Origin of the sequence: Streptomyces sp. f51 (assembly GCF_037940415.1) — a bacterium.
Classification (GTDB): domain Bacteria; phylum Actinomycetota; class Actinomycetes; order Streptomycetales; family Streptomycetaceae; genus Streptomyces.
The window spans coordinates 6,803,075-6,821,293 of sequence record NZ_CP149798.1 but is presented as its reverse complement, the minus strand read 5'-3'; the positions used below and the strand labels follow the sequence as shown (position 1 = coordinate 6,821,293).

20 protein-coding genes are annotated in these 18,219 nt (G+C 72.7%); 10 read left to right on the top strand and 10 right to left on the bottom strand.

Annotated elements, in window-relative coordinates; genetic code table 11:
- The first annotated feature begins 148 nt into the window (after positions 1 to 148).
- The gene (locus WJM95_RS29545; RefSeq protein ID WP_339133217.1) at positions 149 to 586 is read left to right on the top strand and encodes a glutaredoxin domain-containing protein; all 438 of its coding nucleotides are present in this window, start codon (positions 149 to 151) and stop codon (positions 584 to 586) included.
- Between the two features lie 58 nt (positions 587 to 644).
- On the opposite strand, the gene WJM95_RS29540 is transcribed toward WJM95_RS29545, so the two are convergent.
- Both WJM95_RS29540 and WJM95_RS29535 read right to left on the bottom strand, forming a co-directional pair.
- Positions 645 to 848, bottom strand: coding sequence for a ferredoxin (locus WJM95_RS29540; protein WP_339133215.1), 204 nt, complete (start codon positions 846 to 848; stop codon positions 645 to 647).
- Between the two features lie 14 nt (positions 849 to 862).
- Entirely contained in the window at positions 863 to 2,113 is a 1,251-nt protein-coding gene (locus tag WJM95_RS29535) for a cytochrome P450 (RefSeq protein ID WP_339133213.1), read from the bottom strand.
- Positions 2,114 to 2,481: 368 nt separating this feature from the next.
- Here WJM95_RS29535 and WJM95_RS29530 point away from each other — a divergent pair, with 368 nt between their 5' ends.
- Together WJM95_RS29530 and WJM95_RS29525 are read left to right on the top strand one after the other, a co-directional pair.
- Positions 2,482 to 3,114 carry a LysE family transporter gene (locus WJM95_RS29530; RefSeq protein ID WP_339133211.1) on the top strand — a complete coding sequence of 211 codons (633 nt, stop codon included), beginning with the start codon at positions 2,482 to 2,484 and terminating at the stop codon, positions 3,112 to 3,114.
- A gap of 159 nt (positions 3,115 to 3,273) precedes the next feature.
- Positions 3,274 to 3,717, top strand: coding sequence for a nitroreductase family deazaflavin-dependent oxidoreductase (locus WJM95_RS29525; RefSeq protein WP_339133209.1), 444 nt, complete (start codon positions 3,274 to 3,276; stop codon positions 3,715 to 3,717).
- A gap of 88 nt (positions 3,718 to 3,805) precedes the next feature.
- Here the strand turns inward: WJM95_RS29525 and WJM95_RS29520 are convergent, their stop codons facing one another.
- Entirely contained in the window at positions 3,806 to 4,930 is a 1,125-nt protein-coding gene (locus WJM95_RS29520; protein ID WP_339133207.1) for a cation diffusion facilitator family transporter, read from the bottom strand.
- Positions 4,931 to 5,051: 121 nt separating this feature from the next.
- Between WJM95_RS29520 and WJM95_RS29515 the strand changes: the two genes are divergently transcribed.
- Positions 5,052 to 5,357, top strand: a complete 306-nt coding sequence (locus WJM95_RS29515) for a DUF4235 domain-containing protein (protein WP_339133206.1) — start codon at positions 5,052 to 5,054, stop codon at positions 5,355 to 5,357.
- A gap of 409 nt (positions 5,358 to 5,766) precedes the next feature.
- On the opposite strand, the gene WJM95_RS29510 is transcribed toward WJM95_RS29515, so the two are convergent.
- Positions 5,767 to 6,228, bottom strand: coding sequence for a pyridoxamine 5'-phosphate oxidase family protein (locus WJM95_RS29510; RefSeq protein ID WP_339133204.1), 462 nt, complete (start codon positions 6,226 to 6,228; stop codon positions 5,767 to 5,769).
- Between the two features lie 154 nt (positions 6,229 to 6,382).
- Positions 6,383 to 7,147, bottom strand: coding sequence for a TetR/AcrR family transcriptional regulator (locus WJM95_RS29505; RefSeq protein ID WP_339133202.1), 765 nt, complete (start codon positions 7,145 to 7,147; stop codon positions 6,383 to 6,385).
- A 155-nt stretch (positions 7,148 to 7,302) separates the two neighbouring features.
- Between WJM95_RS29505 and WJM95_RS29500 the strand changes: the two genes are divergently transcribed.
- The 4 genes from WJM95_RS29500 (at position 7,303) to WJM95_RS29485 (ending at position 11,484) form a co-directional block, all read left to right on the top strand.
- A complete protein-coding gene (locus WJM95_RS29500; RefSeq protein ID WP_339133200.1) occupies positions 7,303 to 8,796 on the top strand; it encodes an APC family permease in 1,494 nt (497 codons plus the stop codon).
- A 32-nt stretch (positions 8,797 to 8,828) separates the two neighbouring features.
- The gene (locus WJM95_RS29495) at positions 8,829 to 10,460 is read left to right on the top strand and encodes an amidohydrolase (protein WP_339133198.1); all 1,632 of its coding nucleotides are present in this window, start codon (positions 8,829 to 8,831) and stop codon (positions 10,458 to 10,460) included.
- Between the two features lie 89 nt (positions 10,461 to 10,549).
- Positions 10,550 to 10,912, top strand: coding sequence for a DUF1304 domain-containing protein (locus WJM95_RS29490; protein WP_339135930.1), 363 nt, complete (start codon positions 10,550 to 10,552; stop codon positions 10,910 to 10,912).
- Positions 10,909 to 11,484, top strand: coding sequence for a TetR/AcrR family transcriptional regulator (locus WJM95_RS29485; RefSeq protein ID WP_339133196.1), 576 nt, complete (start codon positions 10,909 to 10,911; stop codon positions 11,482 to 11,484). Before WJM95_RS29490 ends, WJM95_RS29485 begins: the two co-directional genes overlap by 4 nt.
- A 36-nt stretch (positions 11,485 to 11,520) precedes the next feature.
- On the opposite strand, the gene WJM95_RS29480 is transcribed toward WJM95_RS29485, so the two are convergent.
- Positions 11,521 to 12,339 (bottom strand): hypothetical protein, encoded by an 819-nt coding sequence (locus WJM95_RS29480; protein ID WP_339135928.1) that lies wholly within the window; start codon positions 12,337 to 12,339, stop codon positions 11,521 to 11,523.
- A gap of 101 nt (positions 12,340 to 12,440) precedes the next feature.
- Positions 12,441 to 13,400, bottom strand: coding sequence for a helix-turn-helix domain-containing protein (locus WJM95_RS29475; protein ID WP_339135926.1), 960 nt, complete (start codon positions 13,398 to 13,400; stop codon positions 12,441 to 12,443).
- A gap of 125 nt (positions 13,401 to 13,525) precedes the next feature.
- Here WJM95_RS29475 and WJM95_RS29470 point away from each other — a divergent pair, with 125 nt between their 5' ends.
- Together WJM95_RS29470 and WJM95_RS29465 are read left to right on the top strand one after the other, a co-directional pair.
- Complete coding sequence (locus WJM95_RS29470) at positions 13,526 to 14,476, top strand: NADP-dependent oxidoreductase (protein WP_339133194.1); 951 nt, start codon at positions 13,526 to 13,528, stop codon at positions 14,474 to 14,476.
- 201 nt (positions 14,477 to 14,677) lie between these two features.
- The gene (locus WJM95_RS29465; protein ID WP_339133192.1) at positions 14,678 to 15,058 is read left to right on the top strand and encodes an anti-sigma factor antagonist; all 381 of its coding nucleotides are present in this window, start codon (positions 14,678 to 14,680) and stop codon (positions 15,056 to 15,058) included.
- An 18-nt stretch (positions 15,059 to 15,076) separates the two neighbouring features.
- Here WJM95_RS29465 and WJM95_RS29460 read toward each other — a convergent pair whose 3' ends face one another.
- The 3 genes from WJM95_RS29460 to WJM95_RS29450 all read right to left on the bottom strand — a co-directional run bounded on the left by WJM95_RS29460 (position 15,077) and on the right by WJM95_RS29450 (position 17,833).
- The gene (locus WJM95_RS29460; RefSeq protein ID WP_339133190.1) at positions 15,077 to 16,126 is read right to left on the bottom strand and encodes a slipin family protein; all 1,050 of its coding nucleotides are present in this window, start codon (positions 16,124 to 16,126) and stop codon (positions 15,077 to 15,079) included.
- Positions 16,127 to 16,372: 246 nt separating this feature from the next.
- Positions 16,373 to 16,798: a DUF5994 family protein gene (locus WJM95_RS29455; protein ID WP_339133188.1), complete on the bottom strand. Its 426-nt coding sequence runs from the start codon at positions 16,796 to 16,798 to the stop codon at positions 16,373 to 16,375.
- 33 nt (positions 16,799 to 16,831) lie between these two features.
- Positions 16,832 to 17,833: an acyl-CoA desaturase gene (locus WJM95_RS29450; protein ID WP_339133186.1), complete on the bottom strand. Its 1,002-nt coding sequence runs from the start codon at positions 17,831 to 17,833 to the stop codon at positions 16,832 to 16,834.
- Positions 17,834 to 18,219: the final 386 nt, after the last annotated feature.

The following is an 18,219-nucleotide window of genomic DNA, read 5'->3' as shown; positions in this document are numbered from 1 at the left end:
CCGGTTCCTGGTGCATGGTGTCCCTGTGGGTTCCGGATCCCCCGGGTGACGGCCCCGCTCGGGCCCGCCGTGCCTCCGCCGTACGCAGCCCGCCGCACCTCCCGGCTCCCCACGGGAGGCTCGCGGCACGTTGGTAGCCTGCGTCCTCATGATGCGCGCCTGGATCCTTCCGCTCCTGCTCGCGGTGTGCGGCGCGATCGCCGCGACGCGGCTGTTCGTCGACGGGAACCTCGGTGCGGGCGCGGCGCTCCTGCTGGTGTTCGGGCTGCTCGCGGCCGTGAACTCGCCCCTGGTCTTCCCGAAGTCGATCAGCACCCTTGAGGCGGAGCGGCGCAGCGCGGTCGACGGCCGGCCGGTCGTCTACTGGAGGCCGGGCTGCGCGTACTGTCTGCGCCTGCGCGTCCGGCTGGGCCTCAGGGCCCGTCGGGTGCACTGGGTCGACATCTGGCGCGACCCGGCGGGAGCCGCGGCGGTCAGGGCGGTGAACGGCGGCGACGAGACGGTGCCGACCGTCGTCGTGGACGGCCGGCCCCACACCAACCCCGATCCCGCGTGGCTCCGCGAACAGCTCTCCGCCACCCCGTGACCCGGCGGACGCCGGGGACCGGAGCGCGCTCACCGTTCGAGTGCCCGCACTCCAGGGCCTAGTGAGGATCCGTCACCGTGATCGCCCCCACCGGACAGGCCCGCGCCGCCACCCCCAGCATCGGGTCGCCGCCGTTCTCCGCGTGGCCCGGCAACAGCGTGCTGTATCCGTCGTCGTCCTGGGTGAAGACTCCCGGAGCGGCGAGGGCGCACTGGCCCGCGCCGATGCAGACGTCCTTGTCGATCGTGATTCCGGTGCCCATGGCCGCGCGCCCCCTCACCAGGTCACGGGGAGTTCGAGCATCCCCTGGATCGTGTCTCCGGGCTTGAACGGCACGGTGTCGGCCGGGACGGCGAGCCGCAGGCCGGGGAAACGGTCGAAGAGCGAGCGCAGCGCGATCTCCATCTCCGCGCGGGCCAGGTTCTGGCCGAGGCACTGGTGGACTCCGAAGCCGAACGCGACGTGGTGGCGGGCCGAGGCGTGCCGGGCCGAGCGCCGCCAGTCCAGCGTGTCCGGCTCGGGGAAGGCTCCCTCGTCACGGTTGATGACCGACGTGGAGAAGACGACTCCCTCGCCCTCCCGGATCGTCGTTCCGGCGATCTCGATGTCCTGGTCCGCGACCCGCAGCAGCCCGTCCGCGATGGACAGGAACCGCAGCAACTCCTCGACGGCGGCGGGCATCAGAGCCGGTTCGGCCCGCAGCTCCGCGAGCTGTTCCGGATGCCGGAGCAGGGTGAACGTGCCCAGCGAGATCATGTTCGCCGTCGTCTCGTGCCCGGCGACGAGCAGGATCGTCGCCAGCGAGACCAGTTCCTCCCGATCCACCCTCCCCTCGCGCAACTGGTCGCGGATGAGTTCGTCGAGGAGCCCCTCCCCCGGGTCCTTCTCCTTGCGGTCGATCAACGCGCCGAAGTAGGCGTCCAGTTGGTCGCGCGCGTCCTCGATGTCGGCGGCGGCCGGGCCCCGCAGCAGCCGGCGGGACTGCGCCTCGAAGAACGCGTGGTCGCCGTAGGGCACTCCGAGGAGCGCGCAGATCACCATGGAGGGCACGGGCAGCGCGAAGTCGTTCACCAGCTCGGCGGGCGGGCCCTGCCGGTCCATGCGGTCGAGCAGCCGGTCGACGGTCTCCTGGATGCCGGGGCGCAGCGCGCCGATCCGTTTGAGGGTGAAACTCGGTACCAGCATGCGGCGTTGGACGTGATGCTCGGGGTCGTCGACGCCGAGGAGCGCGATCCTGCGGTTCCGCGCCGCCGCGAACCGCTCGGTGACCGCGGGGAACTCCGGCCGTGTGCGGTCCGTGGACAGCCGTGGATCGGCGAGCAGTTCACGGGCCGCGCCGTGCCCGGTGACCACCCAGACGACCCGCCCGTCGAAGAGGGAGAGCCGTGAGAGCGGACGCCCCTCGCGCAGCGGCGCGTAGGCGGCGGGCGGGTGATAGGGGCAGGTCCGGTCCTGCGGGAAGGCGACCGGAGCGGTGTCCGGGGCGACGTCCGCGGAGACGTCTCGGATCAGGGGGGTTTCTGTCATGAGTGACCTCGCAAGCGACGGTTCCCTCTTACCGATCTTCATTAGATGCCCCAGGCATCTATGCGGCCACGTGAAGTTCGGCCAGATGAGCCGCCCGCGCGAACTGGCCGAAGCGCGGTGGGCGAGGTTCCGGTTCCCCCCGGGTTCAGCGCCCCGTCGGCACCCGGCCGGCGCCCCGCCCGCCCCGCGGTGGCCGGAACTCCCCGGGAGCCCCCTTCCGAAAACGGGTTGCGCGGACGCGTCCCGCGCCCCGAACATCTGCCCATGTCCACGAACGAAGCCTTCCTGCCGCCGACCTCCGCCACCGTCCTTCCGGTGCGGGTCCAGCAGCAGCCCGGCCGACCCCGGAGGCCCGAGCTTCCCCGGTCGTGACCGCCGCGCTCGTCGCGGGGCTTCTCGCGGGCTATGGCATCGCCATGCCCGTCGGAGCGGTCGCGACCTACCTCGTCTCCCTCACCGCCCGTACGTCCCTGCGGATCGGCGCCTCGGCGGCGCTGGGCGTCGCGACGGCCGACGGACTGTACGCGCTGGCCGCGGCCCTCGGGGGCGCCGCCCTCGCCGCGGCGCTCCAGCCGGTGATGCTCCCGCTGAGCCGGGCCTCCGCGCTCGTCCTCGCCGTGCTGGCCGTCCGGGGCTCGATCGGCGCGGTCCGCACGTACCGCGAACGCCTGCTCGCCGAGCGGACCGGACAGGATCCACCGCACCCGGGCCGGGCCTACCTGACCCTGCTGGGCATCACCCTGCTCAACCCCACCACCGTCGTCTACTTCGCCGCGCTGGTGCTCGGCAGCGGGACGACCGAGGCGGTACGTCCGCTGGAACAGGGGGTGTTCGTCCTCGCCGCGTTCGCCGCGTCGGCGAGCTGGCAGCTCCTGATCGCCGGCGGCGGCGCCCTGCTCGGCCGGACGCTGACCGGGCACCGGGGACGGCTGGTCACGGGGCTCGTGTCGAGCGGTGTGATCATGCTGCTGGCCGTACGGATCCTGGTGGCACCGTCATGAGAACCCGGACCGGTGGCCCGTGCACGCCGGGTACGCCCCACCGGGGGATCGGCCCGGCGCGGCGGGCCACACGGGCCGCGGTGCGGAAGATTCGCGTCCGCCCTGGTGTTGAATCGTGCCGAGACACGACCAGTCCGACGCGACGATGGGACGGAAGTCATGCCACTTGAGGGCGAGTACGAGCCCAGCCCCACGCAGTGGGTCCGGGAACAGGTGGAGTTGTACGAGAGTTCCGGCGGGACCAAGGGGAACACCCTGATGGACACCGGGATGCCCGTCATCATTCTCACGACACGCGGTGCCAAGAGCGGCAAGATCCGCAAGACCCCGCTGATGCGCGTGGAGCACGACGGACGGTACGCCGTGGTCGCGTCGCTCGGCGGCGCCCCCAAGCACCCGGTCTGGTATTACAACGTCACCTCCGACCCCCGCGTCGAGCTCCAGGACGGGCCGGAGCGCAAGGAGTTCACGGCCCGGGAGATCACGGGCGCGGAGAAGGAGCAGTGGTGGGAGCGGGCGGTCGCCGCGTATCCCCCGTACGCCGACTACCAGAAGAAGACCGACCGGGTGATCCCCGTCTTCGTCCTGGAGCCCGCCGGCTGATCCGGCTCCGCCCCGCACTCCCGGGTGGTCCGCGACACCGGTGTGCGGGAACGTGCGCATGAACCGGACGAGACCGGGCACCCGCGGATCAGGCCCCGCCGCGCTCCCCCGTCGCGGCGGGGCTTCCCGTCGTCGGGCGGCCTGTCTCGGAGACGTCGCCGGCCACGCTCCCGCCGCGGCGCGCGGCGGCCCGTGCCGCTCCCGCGTCGGTCACGTCGAGGAAGATCTGGTCGGCCTCGGGGAAGGTGTGGGCGACGGAGCGCTTGATGCGGACGGCGACCTCCTCGACCTCCTCGCTGTCGAGCCCGGGGACCAGGTCGATCCGGGCGGCCACCAGGGTGGAATCGAGGCCCAGCTCCATGGTCAGCAGCGCCTCGACGCTGTCGATCTCGGGCTGCGCCTTCAGCAGTTCGCGGATCCGGCCGCTCTGCTCCTCGTCGACGGCCCGCCCGATGAGCTGTTCGCGGGCGTCGCTGCCGAGCCAGAAGGCGATGCACACCAGCAGCAGTCCGATGGCGAAGGACGCGCAGGCCTCCCACACCACCTGGCCCGTGACCATGTGGAGCACCATGCCGACGATCGCGAGGGTCACGCCCAGCACGGCGGTGCCGTCCTCGGCGACGACCGTCCGCAGCGCCGGGTCGCGCATGCCGTCGCCCGCCTTGCCCCGGGCCTGGACGAGGGCCCGCAGCAGCGAGGCGCCCTCCGCGAGCAGGGCCACGACGAGCACCGCGATCCCCGTCATATAGCCGCCGAACGATTCGTCGGCGCCGTTGCGGAGTGCCTCGAAGCCCTGGAAGAAGGAGAAGCAGCCGCCCATGACGAAGATGCCGACGGCCGCGAGCAGTGACCAGAAGAACCGTTCCTTGCCGTAGCCGAACGGGTGCCGCCGGTCGGCAGGACGGCGGCTGCGGCGCAGCGCCGCCAGCAGGAACACCTCGTTCAGGCTGTCCGCCACGGAGTGCGCGGCCTCGGAGAGGAGCGCGGGCGATCCCGAGATCAGGCCGCCCACCGCCTTGGCCACGGCGATCAGCAGATTGGCGCCGAGCGCCACGATCACGGTGACCCTGGTCCTGCTGTCGGAGCCGTCCGATCCGTCGTCCTTCCGCCGCCGCCCTCGCGCCGCCGGGGCACGATCGGCGCGATCGGCCCCTTCCGCCGGTTGTGTCGCCTCTTGACCAGTCACACCGGCCGGTTTCCCTCGGGCCCGCACCTCACACCGGGCAAGCCGGGAGAATCGGGCCGAGGGGTACGGGGGCGGCACGCAGGGCACCCGTACCCGGAGGGAGGAGGCCGCCGCGGGTCCGGGGCCTCCGGAGCGGAGAAGGAGCCTCGTGTCGAACAAGCAGAAGAAGCGCAAACTGTCCCTGGCGTACAAGCCGATCGGCTTCGTGCTGAGCTGGGCCGGAGGTGCCCTCGCGGGTGTCGCCTTCCAGAAGACCTGGATGGCGATACGTCATGAGGAGGACGCTCCCGACGCCCTGGACCGGGACCGGGGCTGGGGCGAGGTGCTGCTCGCCGCCGCTCTCCAGGGCGCGATCTTCGCCGTCGTGCGCAGCGCGGTGGACCGCTCGGGCGCGAAGGCCATCGAACGGTCCACGGGCGTGTGGCCCTCCCCGGACAAGTCCGGCCGCGACTGAGCGGCCACGACCACGGGCCGGGCCCGGCCCGGCCGGGTTCCGACCCCTGGCGGGTTCCGGCCCGTTCCCGTCGCGGCCCGCGCAGGTTGAGGCGCGGCTCGCGCGGGTTGAGGCGCGGCTCGCGTGCTGGTTCCGTCGCGGGTCCCTTGCTGGTTCCGTCGCGGGTCCCCTGCTGCTTCTGGCGCGGCTCGCGTGCTGGTTCCGGTGCGGCTGGCGTGCTGGTTCGGTCGCGGGTCGCGTACTGGTTCTGGCGCGGCTCGCGTGCTGGTTCCGTCGCGAGTCCCTTGCTGGTTCGGTCGCGGGTCCCGTGCGGGTCCCGGTGCGGCTCCCGTGCTGGTGCCCCCACGACAGGGCGGTGGCAGCCGACCGCCACCGCCCTGCCCGTTCCGGGTTCCCCCGTCCGGGAATCTCAGTCGGCGACCAGCCATGCTCCGTCCCGCATGAGGTCGCGTCCGGAGAGCTCGTCGGCCTCGCGCCAGGCCTGCACCCGCACCGGAGTGACGCTGAAGTACTGGTAGTGCGTGGTGAGTCCGCGCGGGTCGAATCCGGTCCGGGCGGCGAACGCGTCTCCGGCCCCTTCCGGGAGTTCCTCGGCTTCGAGTGTCCGGACGGTGCCGTCGATCATGACCACGTCCCTCGTGGGCCCGAAGCCCAGCCGTACCGAGCCCGTGGCCCTCAGATTGCGGCCGGTGGGACTGGCGGCGGGGGTGGCCAGCAGGACGGTCGTTCCGTCCCAGAGGTAGGACAGCGGCACCAGCCGGGGCACTCCCCCGGCGCTGTCGGCGGTGGACACCCAGGTGTCGACGTCGGTCTCCAGCCGGTCGAGCGTGTCCTGCTTGCGCTGCTTGCGGGTGCGGACGGGCGGGTTCATCTGCGGACGGCCTCCTGGTCGACGGCGTACGGCATCGGTACGGCACACGGGCGGCACACCCGCCACCGCGGCGGGCGGGTCGCTCCGTACGTATGACGACGGAGCGGCCCCCGGTGTGACGGGCCGGGCGCGTCCGTCGCGGATCGGGAGCGGCTCACTCGCTGCCCGGACCGCCCCCGCGCCCGGGTCCCGCCGCGTACGCGCCCGGCGTGATCTCCGCGAGCCGGGCCGCCGCCGCGCTCAGCAGCATGTCGAGCGCCGTCGGGTAGGCGCTGTGCCGCATGTCGAGCACGAGATGGCGCGCGGTCGCCGCGATGTTCGGGTGGCTGTCCGCGGGCAGCCGGGCGTACAGCGCGGGCCACACGCCGGCCTCGGCCTCGCGGGCGGCGGCGGGCAGGGCGACGCTCGCGGCGTCCAGGGCCGCGAACGCGAGGGCCTGGTCGACGAAGGCGTGGTAGATCCGTACGGCCTCGGGATCCGGGAATCCGGCGCCGCGGAGCACCCCGAGGATCCGCTCCACCGCCTGGATCTCGTGGACCCGGCCGGTCACGCGGTAGGAGCTGAGCACGGCGGCCTGCGGATGGGCCAGGGACCCGGTGTGCATGCGCAGGCCGAGATCCCGGAGGTCGGCGCGCCAGTCCCCCGTGGGACGCCAGGCCCGCAGGGTGCGGCCGATGAGTTCGTCGGCGATGGCGAGCAGCAGGTCGTCGGTGTCGCGGAAGTACCGGTACAGGGCGCTGGGGTCGGCGCCGAGGGCGAGACCGAGGCGGCGGACGGTGAGGGCGTCGGCGCCGTGCTCCTTGAGCAGACGCAGCGCGGTCTCGACGATCAGTTCCTCGGAGAGGACGACACCGGTCTTGGTGGGGCGTCTGCGCCGCCTGGCGGCGGGCGGGACGACGCGGTCGTGCGTGGACGTCATGGGGTCTCCCTCCGGTGCGGTGCGCGGTCTCCCGGGTGCGGTCCTCCTCCGGTGCGGGCACCTTATGTCAACGGCGTTGACCTGTTAAGGCCCCGGGCAGTTTCATTTCCGGTCATCGGGCCGGAATCGGGCCCCGGGTGTGATCGGAGCAGGCCATGACGCAGAAGTCGTACGGTGTGGATCCCCCGTCCCTGCGCAAGACGCTGGGTGTGCTGGACGGCATCGCCATCGCCGCCTCCAGCACGGCGGCGACGACCAGCATCGGAATCGGCCTCGGAGTGACGGCGGGGGTGGTCGGGCTGCATCTGCCGGCGATCATGCTGCTGGCCTTCCTGCCGATCCTGGGGATCGCGGGCGCGTTCTCGCGGCTGAACAAGGTCGAGCCCAACGCGGGCAACGGCTATGTGTGGGTGGGCCGTTCACTCAGTCCCTGGCTGGGGTTCCTGGTCGGCTGGGTGAGCATCGTGGCCACCGTGGCGTTCCTCGCGTACACCACGGCGGTGACCGGTTCGGCGATGATCCAGCTCGCCGGGCAGGCGGGCGTGCACGAGGTGTCGGGTCTGACGCTCGATCCGGGCTCGACCGCCCAGACCACGGCGGTGGGCGTCCTGATCCTCGTCGCCGTCACCCTCACCGCGGTCACCGGGGTGAGGACGGCCGCGCGGCTCCAGGCCGGGCTGCTGGTCTTCGAGTACGTCGTCCTGCTGGGCTTCTGCGGATACGGCATCGTCACCGGTCCGCACCCCTTCAGCCTGAGCTGGTTCGACCCGTTCCAGATCCCCTCGGCGACGGCGCTGGCCCAGGGACTGCTGCTGTCGGTGTTCTGCTACTGGGGATTCGAGGCGGCCTTCACCGTGAACGAGGAGGTGCGTGACCCGCGCGACGCCTCGCGGGCCGGGACCATCACGCTGGTGACCATGCTGGGGCTGTTCCTGCTCGGTTCGGTGGCCTTCCAGCGCGTGCTCTCGGAGAACGAGCTGGCCGGGCACGGCGCCGAGGGGCTGGCCTTCCTCGGCAACCGGCTCGCCGACCAGCCGCTGGCCGCGCTGCCCCTGGTGGCCCTGATGTTCTCGGCCGTCGCCTCGCTCCAGGCCGGGGTGATCCCGACGGCGCGCGGGATGTTCGCGATGAGCCGGGACCGTACGCTCGGGCCCGTGTGGTCCAAGGTCAGCGCCCGGTACGGCACCCCGGCGGCCGGCACGCTGCTCATCGGCGCGATGGCGGTGGTGGTGGCCACGCTCTCGCTGGTGATCCCCCGGCTCGCCGACATGATCATGGCGACGGTCAACGCGGTGGGGATCGTCGTGGCGCTGTCGTACGCGCTCATCGCGCTCGCGGCGGCGGCGCGGTTCCGCGGACTGCTGCGCGAGAACCGGTGGGAGGGGATACGGGCCGTGGTCCTGCCCGCCCTGAGCGCCGTGGCGCTGCTCGGCCTCGGCGGCTATCTCGCCTGGTCCTTCTACGACTCGACCGATCACTTCGAGGTCAGCGCGGACAACGGCTGGTTCCTGCTGCTGACGCCGACCCTCATGGTCGCCTCGGGCTTCGTGGCCGGGGCATGGGCCAAGTGGGGCCGCAAGTCCGCGTACTTCACCACCGGACGGGGCACCGACGCCGACGCGCCCGAGCTCCTGGCCACGTCCGGCTGAGCGCCCGGCCACCCGACAAGGAAACGGAAACCATGCACGCTGATCTTCTCTTCACCGGCGGCCCGGTGTTCACCCCCGAGGGCCGGACCGCGACCGCGGTGGCCGTGACCGGCGACCGGATCACCGCCGTCGGCGACGCCGAGGTGCACGACCTGGCCGGTCCGCGGACCGAGGTCGTCGACCTGGCCGGGCGGCTCCTGCTGCCCGGGTTCCAGGACGCCCACGTCCACCCGCTCCCGGCGGGCCTTGAGCTCTCCCGGTGCGATCTCACGGGCGCGCGGACCGCCGAGGACACCCTGGCCGCCGTCCGCGCGTACGCCGACGCCCACCCCGAGCGGGAGTGGATCACCGGCGGCGGCTGGTCCATGGAGGCCTTCGCGGGCGGTACGCCGACCAAGGAGCTCCTGGACGCGGTCGTACCCGACCGGCCGGTGTATCTGCCCAACCGGGATCATCACGGTGCCTGGGTCAACAGCCGCGCGCTCGAACTCGCGGGTGTCACCCGGGACACGCCCGACCCCGCCGACGGGCGCTTCGAGCGGGACGCCTCGGGCGAACCCACGGGCATGCTCCAGGAAGGGGCGATGCAGGCGGTCGGCCGGCTCACTCCCCCGGCCACCTCGGCGGACCGGCTCGCCGCGCTGCTGCGTGCCCAGCGGCATCTGCACGCGCTGGGCATCACCGCCTGGCAGGACGCGATCGTCGGCACCTTCGTCGGCATGGAGGATCCGTCCGAGGCGTACGCGACGGCGGCCCGCGACGGTTCGCTGACCGCGCGGGTGGTCGGCGCCCTGTGGTGGGACCGCGCCCGGGGCGCCGAGCAGATCCCCGAACTCGTCGAGCGGCGCGCCGCGTTGGAGCACGGCAGATTCCGGGCGACCAGCGTCAAGATGATGCTGGACGGCGTCGCCGAGAACGGCACCGCCGCGCTGCTCGACCCCTATCTCGACAAGTGCGGCTGCGCCACGTCGAACCGGGGCAAGAGCTTCATCGATCCGTCTCATCTGCCTGCGTACGTGGCCGAGTTGGACGCGCTCGGCTTCCAGTGCCACTTCCACGCGCTCGGCGACGGCGCCGTACGTCACGCCCTGGACGCGGTGGAGGCGGCGCGGAAGGCGAACGGGCCGAGCGACACCCGTCCGCATCTGGCACATCTCCAGGTCGTGCACCCCGACGACGTTCCCCGCTTCGCGGCGCTCGGCGCCACGGCGAACATCCAGCCGCTGTGGGCCGCGCACGAACCACAGATGGACGAGCTGACCATCCCGTTCCTCGGGCCCGAACGCGCCGCCTGGCAGTACCCGTTCGGGTCGCTGCTGCGCTCCGGCGCGCGGCTGGCCGCGGGCAGCGACTGGCCGGTCAGCAGCCCCGACCCGCTCCAGGGCATCCATGTCGCGGTCAACCGGGTGAGCCCGGACGAGCCGGGGCCGGTGTTCCTTCCGGGCGAACGCCTGGACCTGACGGCCGCGTTGACGGCGTACACCGCGGGAACGGCGTACGTGAACCACCTCGACGACACCGGGACGCTGCGACCCGGCGCCCTCGCGGACCTCGTCGTCCTGGACCGCGACCCCTTCGCGGCACCACCGGAGGCGATCAAGGAGACGGGGGTGGCCATGACGTACGTCGGAGGAGAACGGGTGTACACGGCACCGGACGCCTGACAGCGGATGACCGTGGCTTCTTGGACAGGTGTCCAGCTATAGTGGACACCTGTCCAAGAAACGACGAGGCGTATCGGAGTCCGGTGACGATGGAGACGGCCGCGAGTGTGCTGGTGGGGCTTGTGGCCCTGTTGCACGTGTACATCCTGGTGCTGGAGATGTTCCTGTGGCAGAAGAAGCCCGGGCGCGGGCTGCACGGACTCGGCGCCGAGATGGCACGCGAGACCGCTCCGCTCGCCGCGAACCAGGGGCTCTACAACGGGTTCCTGGCCGCGGGCCTCGTGTGGGGGCTGATCGCGTCCGACCCGACTGGCCACGACGCGCAGGTCTTCTTCCTGTGCTGTGTCGTGGTCGCGGGGGTGTACGGATCGGTCACCGCGAACCGCCGCATCCTCTTCGCCCAGGCATTGCCGGGGGCGATCGCCCTCGCCGCCGTCCTGCTCGCCGGATGACCCCCGGCACGCAGTCGGCGGCACCCGACGACCCGCGCGCCGCCCGGACCCGCGCGAAGCTGCGGCAGGCGCTGCTGGAGGAATGCGCCGAGCATCCGCTGGAGGAGACCGGTGTCGCCGCGCTGGTGCGGCGGGCCGGCGTCGGCCGGGCGACCTTCTATCTGCACTACGCCGACCTGGAGGCGCTGGCGGTCGACGCCTGCGCCGATGTCGTACGGGAGGCCGTGGAGGCGCTGCACGCCTGGCGCGGCCGGCCCGACCCGGTGTCCGCGCCCCCCGCGCTGCGGGCCTTCTTCACCGGGCTCGCCCCGCACGCCGGTCTCTACCGCGCGCTGCTGAGCCCGGGCGGCGGCGGCCCGCTGGGCCTGGTGCTGCACCGCGACCTGCGGGCCCGCAGCCTGGCCGAGCGCACGCTCGCCGGAGCACCGGACGCGCCCCTCGTGGCCTCCGCCGTGGCCGCCACCTTCGCGGGCGTCCTCGCGGACTGGCTGCACGGCCTGCTGGAGGGCACCCCGGACACCGTGGCGGACGAGGTCTGGCAGCTGCTCGTCGCCCTGCACATGAGCAGGTGACGCGCTTGACGGGAAGGCGGCCGCCCGGCCCGCGGCTCACAGGCAACCGAAGCGCGACGTCGTCGACGGCCACGCCTCCACCCCGTCCGAGGTCCTGACGTACGCCGTGGCCCGGTCCGGCGTCAGCCAGAGCCGCCAGTCGCCGTAGCGGTAGCCGGTGTCCCGCGCGCCGGCGGGCATGCGGACGTGCCCTTCGTAGGCGCTGGTGAGGGCCTCGGCCGGGAGGACCCCGCGCGGATCGCGCGCGTACTGACGGCCGTACCGGCCCAGGTCGAGGAAGTGCGCGCTCTGCCAGTCGCAGTGCTCGGGACCGGCCGAGCTCGACACGGTGGTGGTGGGCACGCGGCGGCCGTCCCGGTCCGTCCAGATCTCGTATCCGTGCGCCTTCGTCCAGCTCGCCGGGAACTCGGAGGGGTCGCAGGACGCGCTGGTCTCCGGACCCCAGCCCGGGCGCCGCGGCTGATCCTTCGCGACGACGACGGCGACCTTGGTCCTGCCTCCGACGTCGTACGAGAACAGGACGCGGTCCCCCTCGACGCGCTCCACCCGGTAGCCCCGATCCGGCAGTTCGGGCTGATAGATGTCGAAGTACGCCTTCAGCCCGCCCTCGGGCGTCGACCCGCCGTCACCCTTGCTCCACGCGTCGCCCGCGTCCCCCGCCCGGATCGCCCCGTCGCACTCCAGGGCCCGGCCCGCCGCCCCCGAACTCTGCTCCGCGTCCCCGTCGCCCCCCGCGGTGTACGGAAGGTCCAGCGGACCGGTGTACGGGGCGACCGGGGCCGTACCGGTCACCACCACCCCTTCATGCCCGCCCCCGCCGCATGCCGCCGCCGCGAACCCCGCCAGCGCCACCACCGCGGCCACGATCCCGCTGCGCGTCCCCACCACACTTCCTCCACCCGTCGCTCGTACCCCTACGACGCCGGGGTGCGGAGGTTCGTTCGACCGGCCGGGGGTCAGCGCGTGGTCTGGAAGGTCCGGCGGTACGTCTGCGGCGAGACGCCGATCGTCGCCTGGAGGTGCTGGCGCAGCGAGGCGCCCGTGGCGAAGCCGACCTCGCCCGCGATCCGGTCCACCGGCAGATCGCTGGCCTCCAGCAGATGGCGGGCCCGGGCGACCCGCTGCTGGATGAGCCAGCGGCCGGGGCTCTGCCCCACCTCGTCGTTGAAGCGGCGGGCGAAGGTGCGCAGGCTCATTCCGGCGTGGGCGGCGAGGTCGCTGAGGGTCAGCGGGTCACCGAGGCGGGCCAGCGCCCAGTCGCGGGTGGCGGCGGTGCTCGCCGTCGAGGGTTCCGGGACGGGCTGCTCGATGAACTGGGCCTGGCCGCCCTCCCGCAGGGGCGGCACGACACAGCGCCTGGCCACCTTGTTGGCCAGCTCGCTGCCGTGGTCACGGCGGATGATGTGCAGGCAGATGTCGATGCCGGACGCGGCTCCGGCCGAGGTCAGGATGTCGCCGTCGTCCACGAACAGGACGTCCGGGTCCAGGTCGACCCGCGGGAACATGCGCCGGAAGGCGTCGGTCACGTGCCAGTGGGTCGTGGCCCGCCGTCCGTCCAGCAGTCCGGCGGCGGCCAGCACGAAGGCGCCCGTGCAGATGGAGACGACCCGGGTGCCCGGGCGGATGAGCGCGAGCGCGGCGGACACCTCGTCGGTGAGGGCGGCGGCGATCCGGGCCGGGGTGACGGCCGCGATCACCACCGTGTCGGCGGTGCGCAGGACCTCGGGGCCGTGGTCGACGGTGATGGAGAAGTCGGCGTCGGTGCGGACAGGACCGCCGTCGACGGTGCAGGTCAGCACTTCGTAGCGGCCGTCCGCCGCGCCGAGGATCCGGCTCGGCATGCCCAGCTCGAAGGGATAGACGCCGTCGAGCGCCAGCACCACGACCCGCTCCACCCGCTCCACCCGCTGCTCCATCGACTGCTCCCGCTCTCGTCCCCCGGCACGATCCCGCACGACACGACCTCGCATGGCACGATCTTATCGAAGATTGGCAATCATGCCATTTTCCGCCGGGGCGCGGCCGGGCAGGCTGGTTCACCATGAGCACTGTGAACACCATGCGAGCCATCAGCCAGACCGTCCTCGGCGGTCCCGAGGTTCTTGAGGAAGTGACCCTGGAGCGGCCCGCGCCGCGACCGAACGAGATCCTGGTCCGGGTACGGGCCGCGGGCGTCAACCCGACCGACTGGAAGCACCGCGCGACCGGGGGGTTCCTCGGCGAGCCGCCCTTCGTCCTCGGGTGGGACGTCTCCGGAGTGGTCGAGGCGACCGGGATCGGCGTCGCCCACTTCCGGCCCGGGGACGAGGTCTTCGGGATGCTGCCCTACCCCTTCGGCCACGGCTCGCACGCCGAGTACGTGACCGGTCCGGCCCGCGCCTTCACCCACAAGCCGGCGGTGATCGACCACACGCAGGCCGCGGCCCTCCCGCTGGTCTCCCTCACCGCCTGGCAGGCACTGACCGAGCGGGCCGGCGTCCGGCCCGGACAGCGCGTACTGATCCACGCGGCGGCCGGCGGGGTCGGCCATGTGGCCGTCCAGATCGCCAAGGCCCTCGGCGCGTACGTGATCGGCACCGCGAGCGCGGGCAAGCACGACTTCCTGCGCTCCATCGGCGTCGACGAGCCGCTCGACTACACCGCCGTCGACTTCGCCGAGACCGTACGGGACGTCGATGTCGTCCTGGACACGATCGGCGGCGAGACCGGGCTGCGTTCGCTGCGCGTGCTGCGGCCCGGAGGCGTGGTCGTCTCGATCCTGCCCGTGGGGTCCGACGAGTTCTACGCGGAGGCCGAACGGCTCGGGGTGCGGGCGGTGCGCATGCTGGTGGACGCCGACCGTACGGGCATGGAGGCGGTCGCGGACCTGGTGGAGAAGGGCGCGCTGCGGGCCACGGTCGCCGAGACCTTCCCGCTGGCCGACGCCGCCAAGGCGCATGCCCTGGGCGACACGGGCCGCACCACGGGGAAGCTCGTCCTGGTGGTCGACTGACGCCGAAGGGACCCGGCCCCGGGCGGCCGGACACCCGGCCGCCCGGGGCTCACATTCGGTCAACTCGCCCCGCACAGCGCAGACATATGTCAATCGAACATGCTGGAATTCACCTCAACGAGGGTAACTTGCAGAGCAGAAAACGGTTCTGCTCCCGTGTCACCCGGAGCGGGCCGACGGCCGGCTGGAGGTGATGTCCGCGTGACGAGCGACTCCGCGCCGCGCACCAGGCATCTGCGGATCCACCACGACCGCGGTCATGTGGTACTTGAGCTGCACGGGGAGATCGACCTGCTCGCCGCGGCGGAGATCACCCCGCTCCTGGACACGCTGACGTCGGACCCCGCACCGCAGGTCGTGATCGACCTGCGGTGCGTCGAGTTCTTCGACTGCTCGGGCCTGCGGCTGCTCTACCGCGCCCGGCGCCGCGTCGACGACCGCGGCGGCCGGCTGCACCTGCTCTGCACCCATCCGCTGACCCTCCGCATGGTCCGGCTGACGGGACTCTCCCGGCTCCTGCCGCCCTCGGCCACCCTGGAGGAGGCGCTGAACCGCCCGAAGGCCGCCTCGGACCGGTCCTGAGCACCGGCGGCCGAGCGGTCAGCCGTTCGGCGGCTCCTCCGCGTCCGTCTGCGCCGGCCAGTTGTCCCGTCGCTCCTGGGCCACCTCCGCACGGCCGCCGACCCGCTTGCCTCCGGAGCCGACCCGTTCCCCGCTCAGGGAGCGAGGGGCGCTCACGTCTGCGGGTGCCGGGACGGCGGGTGCCGGGACGAGGGGTTCGGGGACGGCGGGTTCGGGGGCGGCGGGTTCGGGGATCTTGACGGCCGCGGACACCGCGGGGCGCCGGATCTTCCGGTGGGTGATCCATCCGTCGGTCGCGCCGTCGGCTTCCCGGCTCTGATGCTCGAAGAAGCGGAGCATCTCCACGGGGAACGGCATCACGAGGGTGCTGTTCTTCTCGGCGGAGACGTCCACCACGGTCTGGAGCAGGCGCAGTTGGAGGGCTCCGGGGGTGTCGGCCATGGTCGCGGCGGCGTCGCTCAGCCGCTGGGAGGCCTCGAACTCTCCGTCGGCGGCGATGACCCTGGCCCGGCGTTCCCGCTCCGCCTCGGCCTGCTTGGACATCGAGCGCATCATCGACTCCGGAAGGGCGATGTCCTTGATCTCCACGCGTTCGATGCGCAGTCCCCAGGGCTCCTCGGTGGGGGCGTCCATCACCTTCTTGAGTTCCGCGTTGATGTGGTCGCGGTCGGAGAGCAGCGTGTCCAGGTCGGCCCTGCCGATGACCGAGCGGAGCGAGGTCTGGGCGATCTGGGAGACGGCCGCGGGGTAGTCGCGCACGTTCACCAGGGCTTTGACGGGATCGATGACCTTGAAGTAGACGACCGCGTCGACGGTGAGTGTCACATTGTCGGCGGTGATGGACCCCTGCGGCGGGATACCGAGGACCTCGGTCTGCACGGACACCTTCCGCATCCGGTCCCCGATCGGCCGGATGACCCGCAGGCCCGGCCCGCGAATGTCCGGCAGCAGCCGCCCGAAGCGGAACACCACGCCCTTCTCGTACTGCTGGACGTTGCGCACGCTGAGGGCGAGCAGGACGAGCCCGGCCACGGCGAACACCGCCAGCACGGTGATCAGAACACCCATGGTTCTCACGTTCCTCCGTCGATGGCGGCCCCGGACCGACCGGTTCCGGGAGACACGGCACGGGAGGACCCCGGCCTGTCGTGTCACGCGGCCGGGGTCAGGGGCTGCTGTGGAGGTACTGCCGATTCGTGGCGGCGCTCGGGATCACGCAGTCGCCACCGGCTCTCGGGGCCACGTGCGGCGACACGGACAGGGAAGCCGGTGCGCGAAATACCCTCGGTGGCACCGAGCGTACTCCGCCGAGGGTCAGGACGTGCCCGTCGCAGCGCGGCCCGCCTCCATGAGCGACCCGGCCTCCGCCTCCGTGGCCGAGGGCGGTACCACCAGCAGGTCCCATCGGCCGCGTCCGGGCGCCAGCAGGCAGACCGTGGAGGGGGCGTGCCGGCTGGTCGTACGACGCAGGCGCACCACCTGATCGGCGACCAGCAGCCGCCCGGGGAACGCGGCCCAGACAGCGGCGTCCACCAGGACGCTGCCGATCTGTCCCCAGGCCGACGGCAGTCCGCCCAGCAGCTGGGGCAGTTCGGATGTCAGGTCGTCGGAGCGGGGCCACCAGACGCCGTCGATGCGCCGGGGCATGTGGCCCTGTCCCGGTTGGGGCGAGAGGCGCAGGCGGACGCCGGACGACGAGAAGAGCGGGGGCGGGGGCGGGGGCGGGGGAGCGAGCGTCATGAGAACTCCTGACGGGGACACGGCCGATCGGGTTCACGCGCGGCGCGCGGCGATACGGTCCGGGGTGGGCCAGCGCACGTCCGTGACCCAGCCGAGGCGTTCGAAGAGGCGGATGACGGCGGCGGAGGGGTCGAGCTGGCCGCGGTCGACGCCGTGCCGGGCACTGGTGGGGTCGGCGTGGTGGAGGTTGTGCCAGCTCTCGCCGAAGGAGAGCAGGGCCAGGGGCCACAGGTTGGTGGCACGGTCGTGGCGGCGGGTGCGGAACGGACGGTCGCCGATCACATGGCAGAGGGAGTTCACGCTCCAGGTGACGTGGTGGAGCAGGGCGATGCGGACAAGTCCCGCCCACAGCAGGGCAGTCAGAGCGGAGGTCCAGGTGCCGCCGATCAGCCAGCCCGCGGCGAAGGGGACGACGAGCGTGAGCGCGCACAGGGCCGGGAAGGCCCGGGACACGGCCCGGATGTCGCGGTCGGCGACGAGATCGGGAGCGTAACGCTCCGCGGACGTGGGCTCGTTGCGGAACAGCCAGCCCACGTGGGCGTCCACCAGACCCCGCAACTGGCCGCGCACAGACGTGCCGTAGCGGTAGGGAGAGTGCGGATCGCCCGGTCGGTCGGTGAAGGCATGGTGACGGCGGTGGATGGCGACCCAGCCGATCACGTCGCCCTGGAAGCTCATCGACCCGGCCGTCGCGAGCGCGATGCGCAGCGGCCGTGCGGCCCGGTAGCCGCCGTGGGTCAGTCCCCGGTGGAAGCCGACCGTGATGCCGAGGCCGGTGACCGTGTAGAGCACCGCCGCGAGCAGCACGTCGGCGGGGTGGATCAGGCTCCCCCCCAACAACCAGCACGCCAGGCCGAGCGCCAGGAACGGCAGGAAGACGATCAACGCCGTGATCGTCAGGGACAGCCGCTCGTTGCCTGTGCGCTCGGAGGCCGTTCGGCCGCGCGGGAAAGGCGCCCTCCCGTCGTACTCCAGGAGCGCCGCGGCACGGTCCGGCTGGGTGGCTGACGGGGGACGGACGGTCTGAAGAGACATGGGTGGTCCTTGACCTCGGGCGACGACAGTGCGGCCGGGGTCTTGGGCGGCGTCTCGTCTGGGACGGGTGGGTGCGATCGGCGGGCGGTCCGCCGGAGCCGAGCCAGGAGCGGAGCGACCCCGCGGCGTGCGAGGCGTCCACGGTGATGGGCGGGAGCCTGTCCGGTCCGGAGGAGGCCGCGCCATCGGGTCGGGCGCTGTGTGGTCGGGCGGTGCGCGGACTCGGACGTCACGGGGCGGAACCTGCCCGGACCTCGGCGGCCCGCATCTCTCGTGCGACGAGGACGAGGCCCGTGCGATCACCGGCGTACGACATGCCCTCGACGCTTGCAGCGTACTCCTGCGGGCGCGCCGGCCGCGGCGGCACGAGGAGACGGAGTACGTCG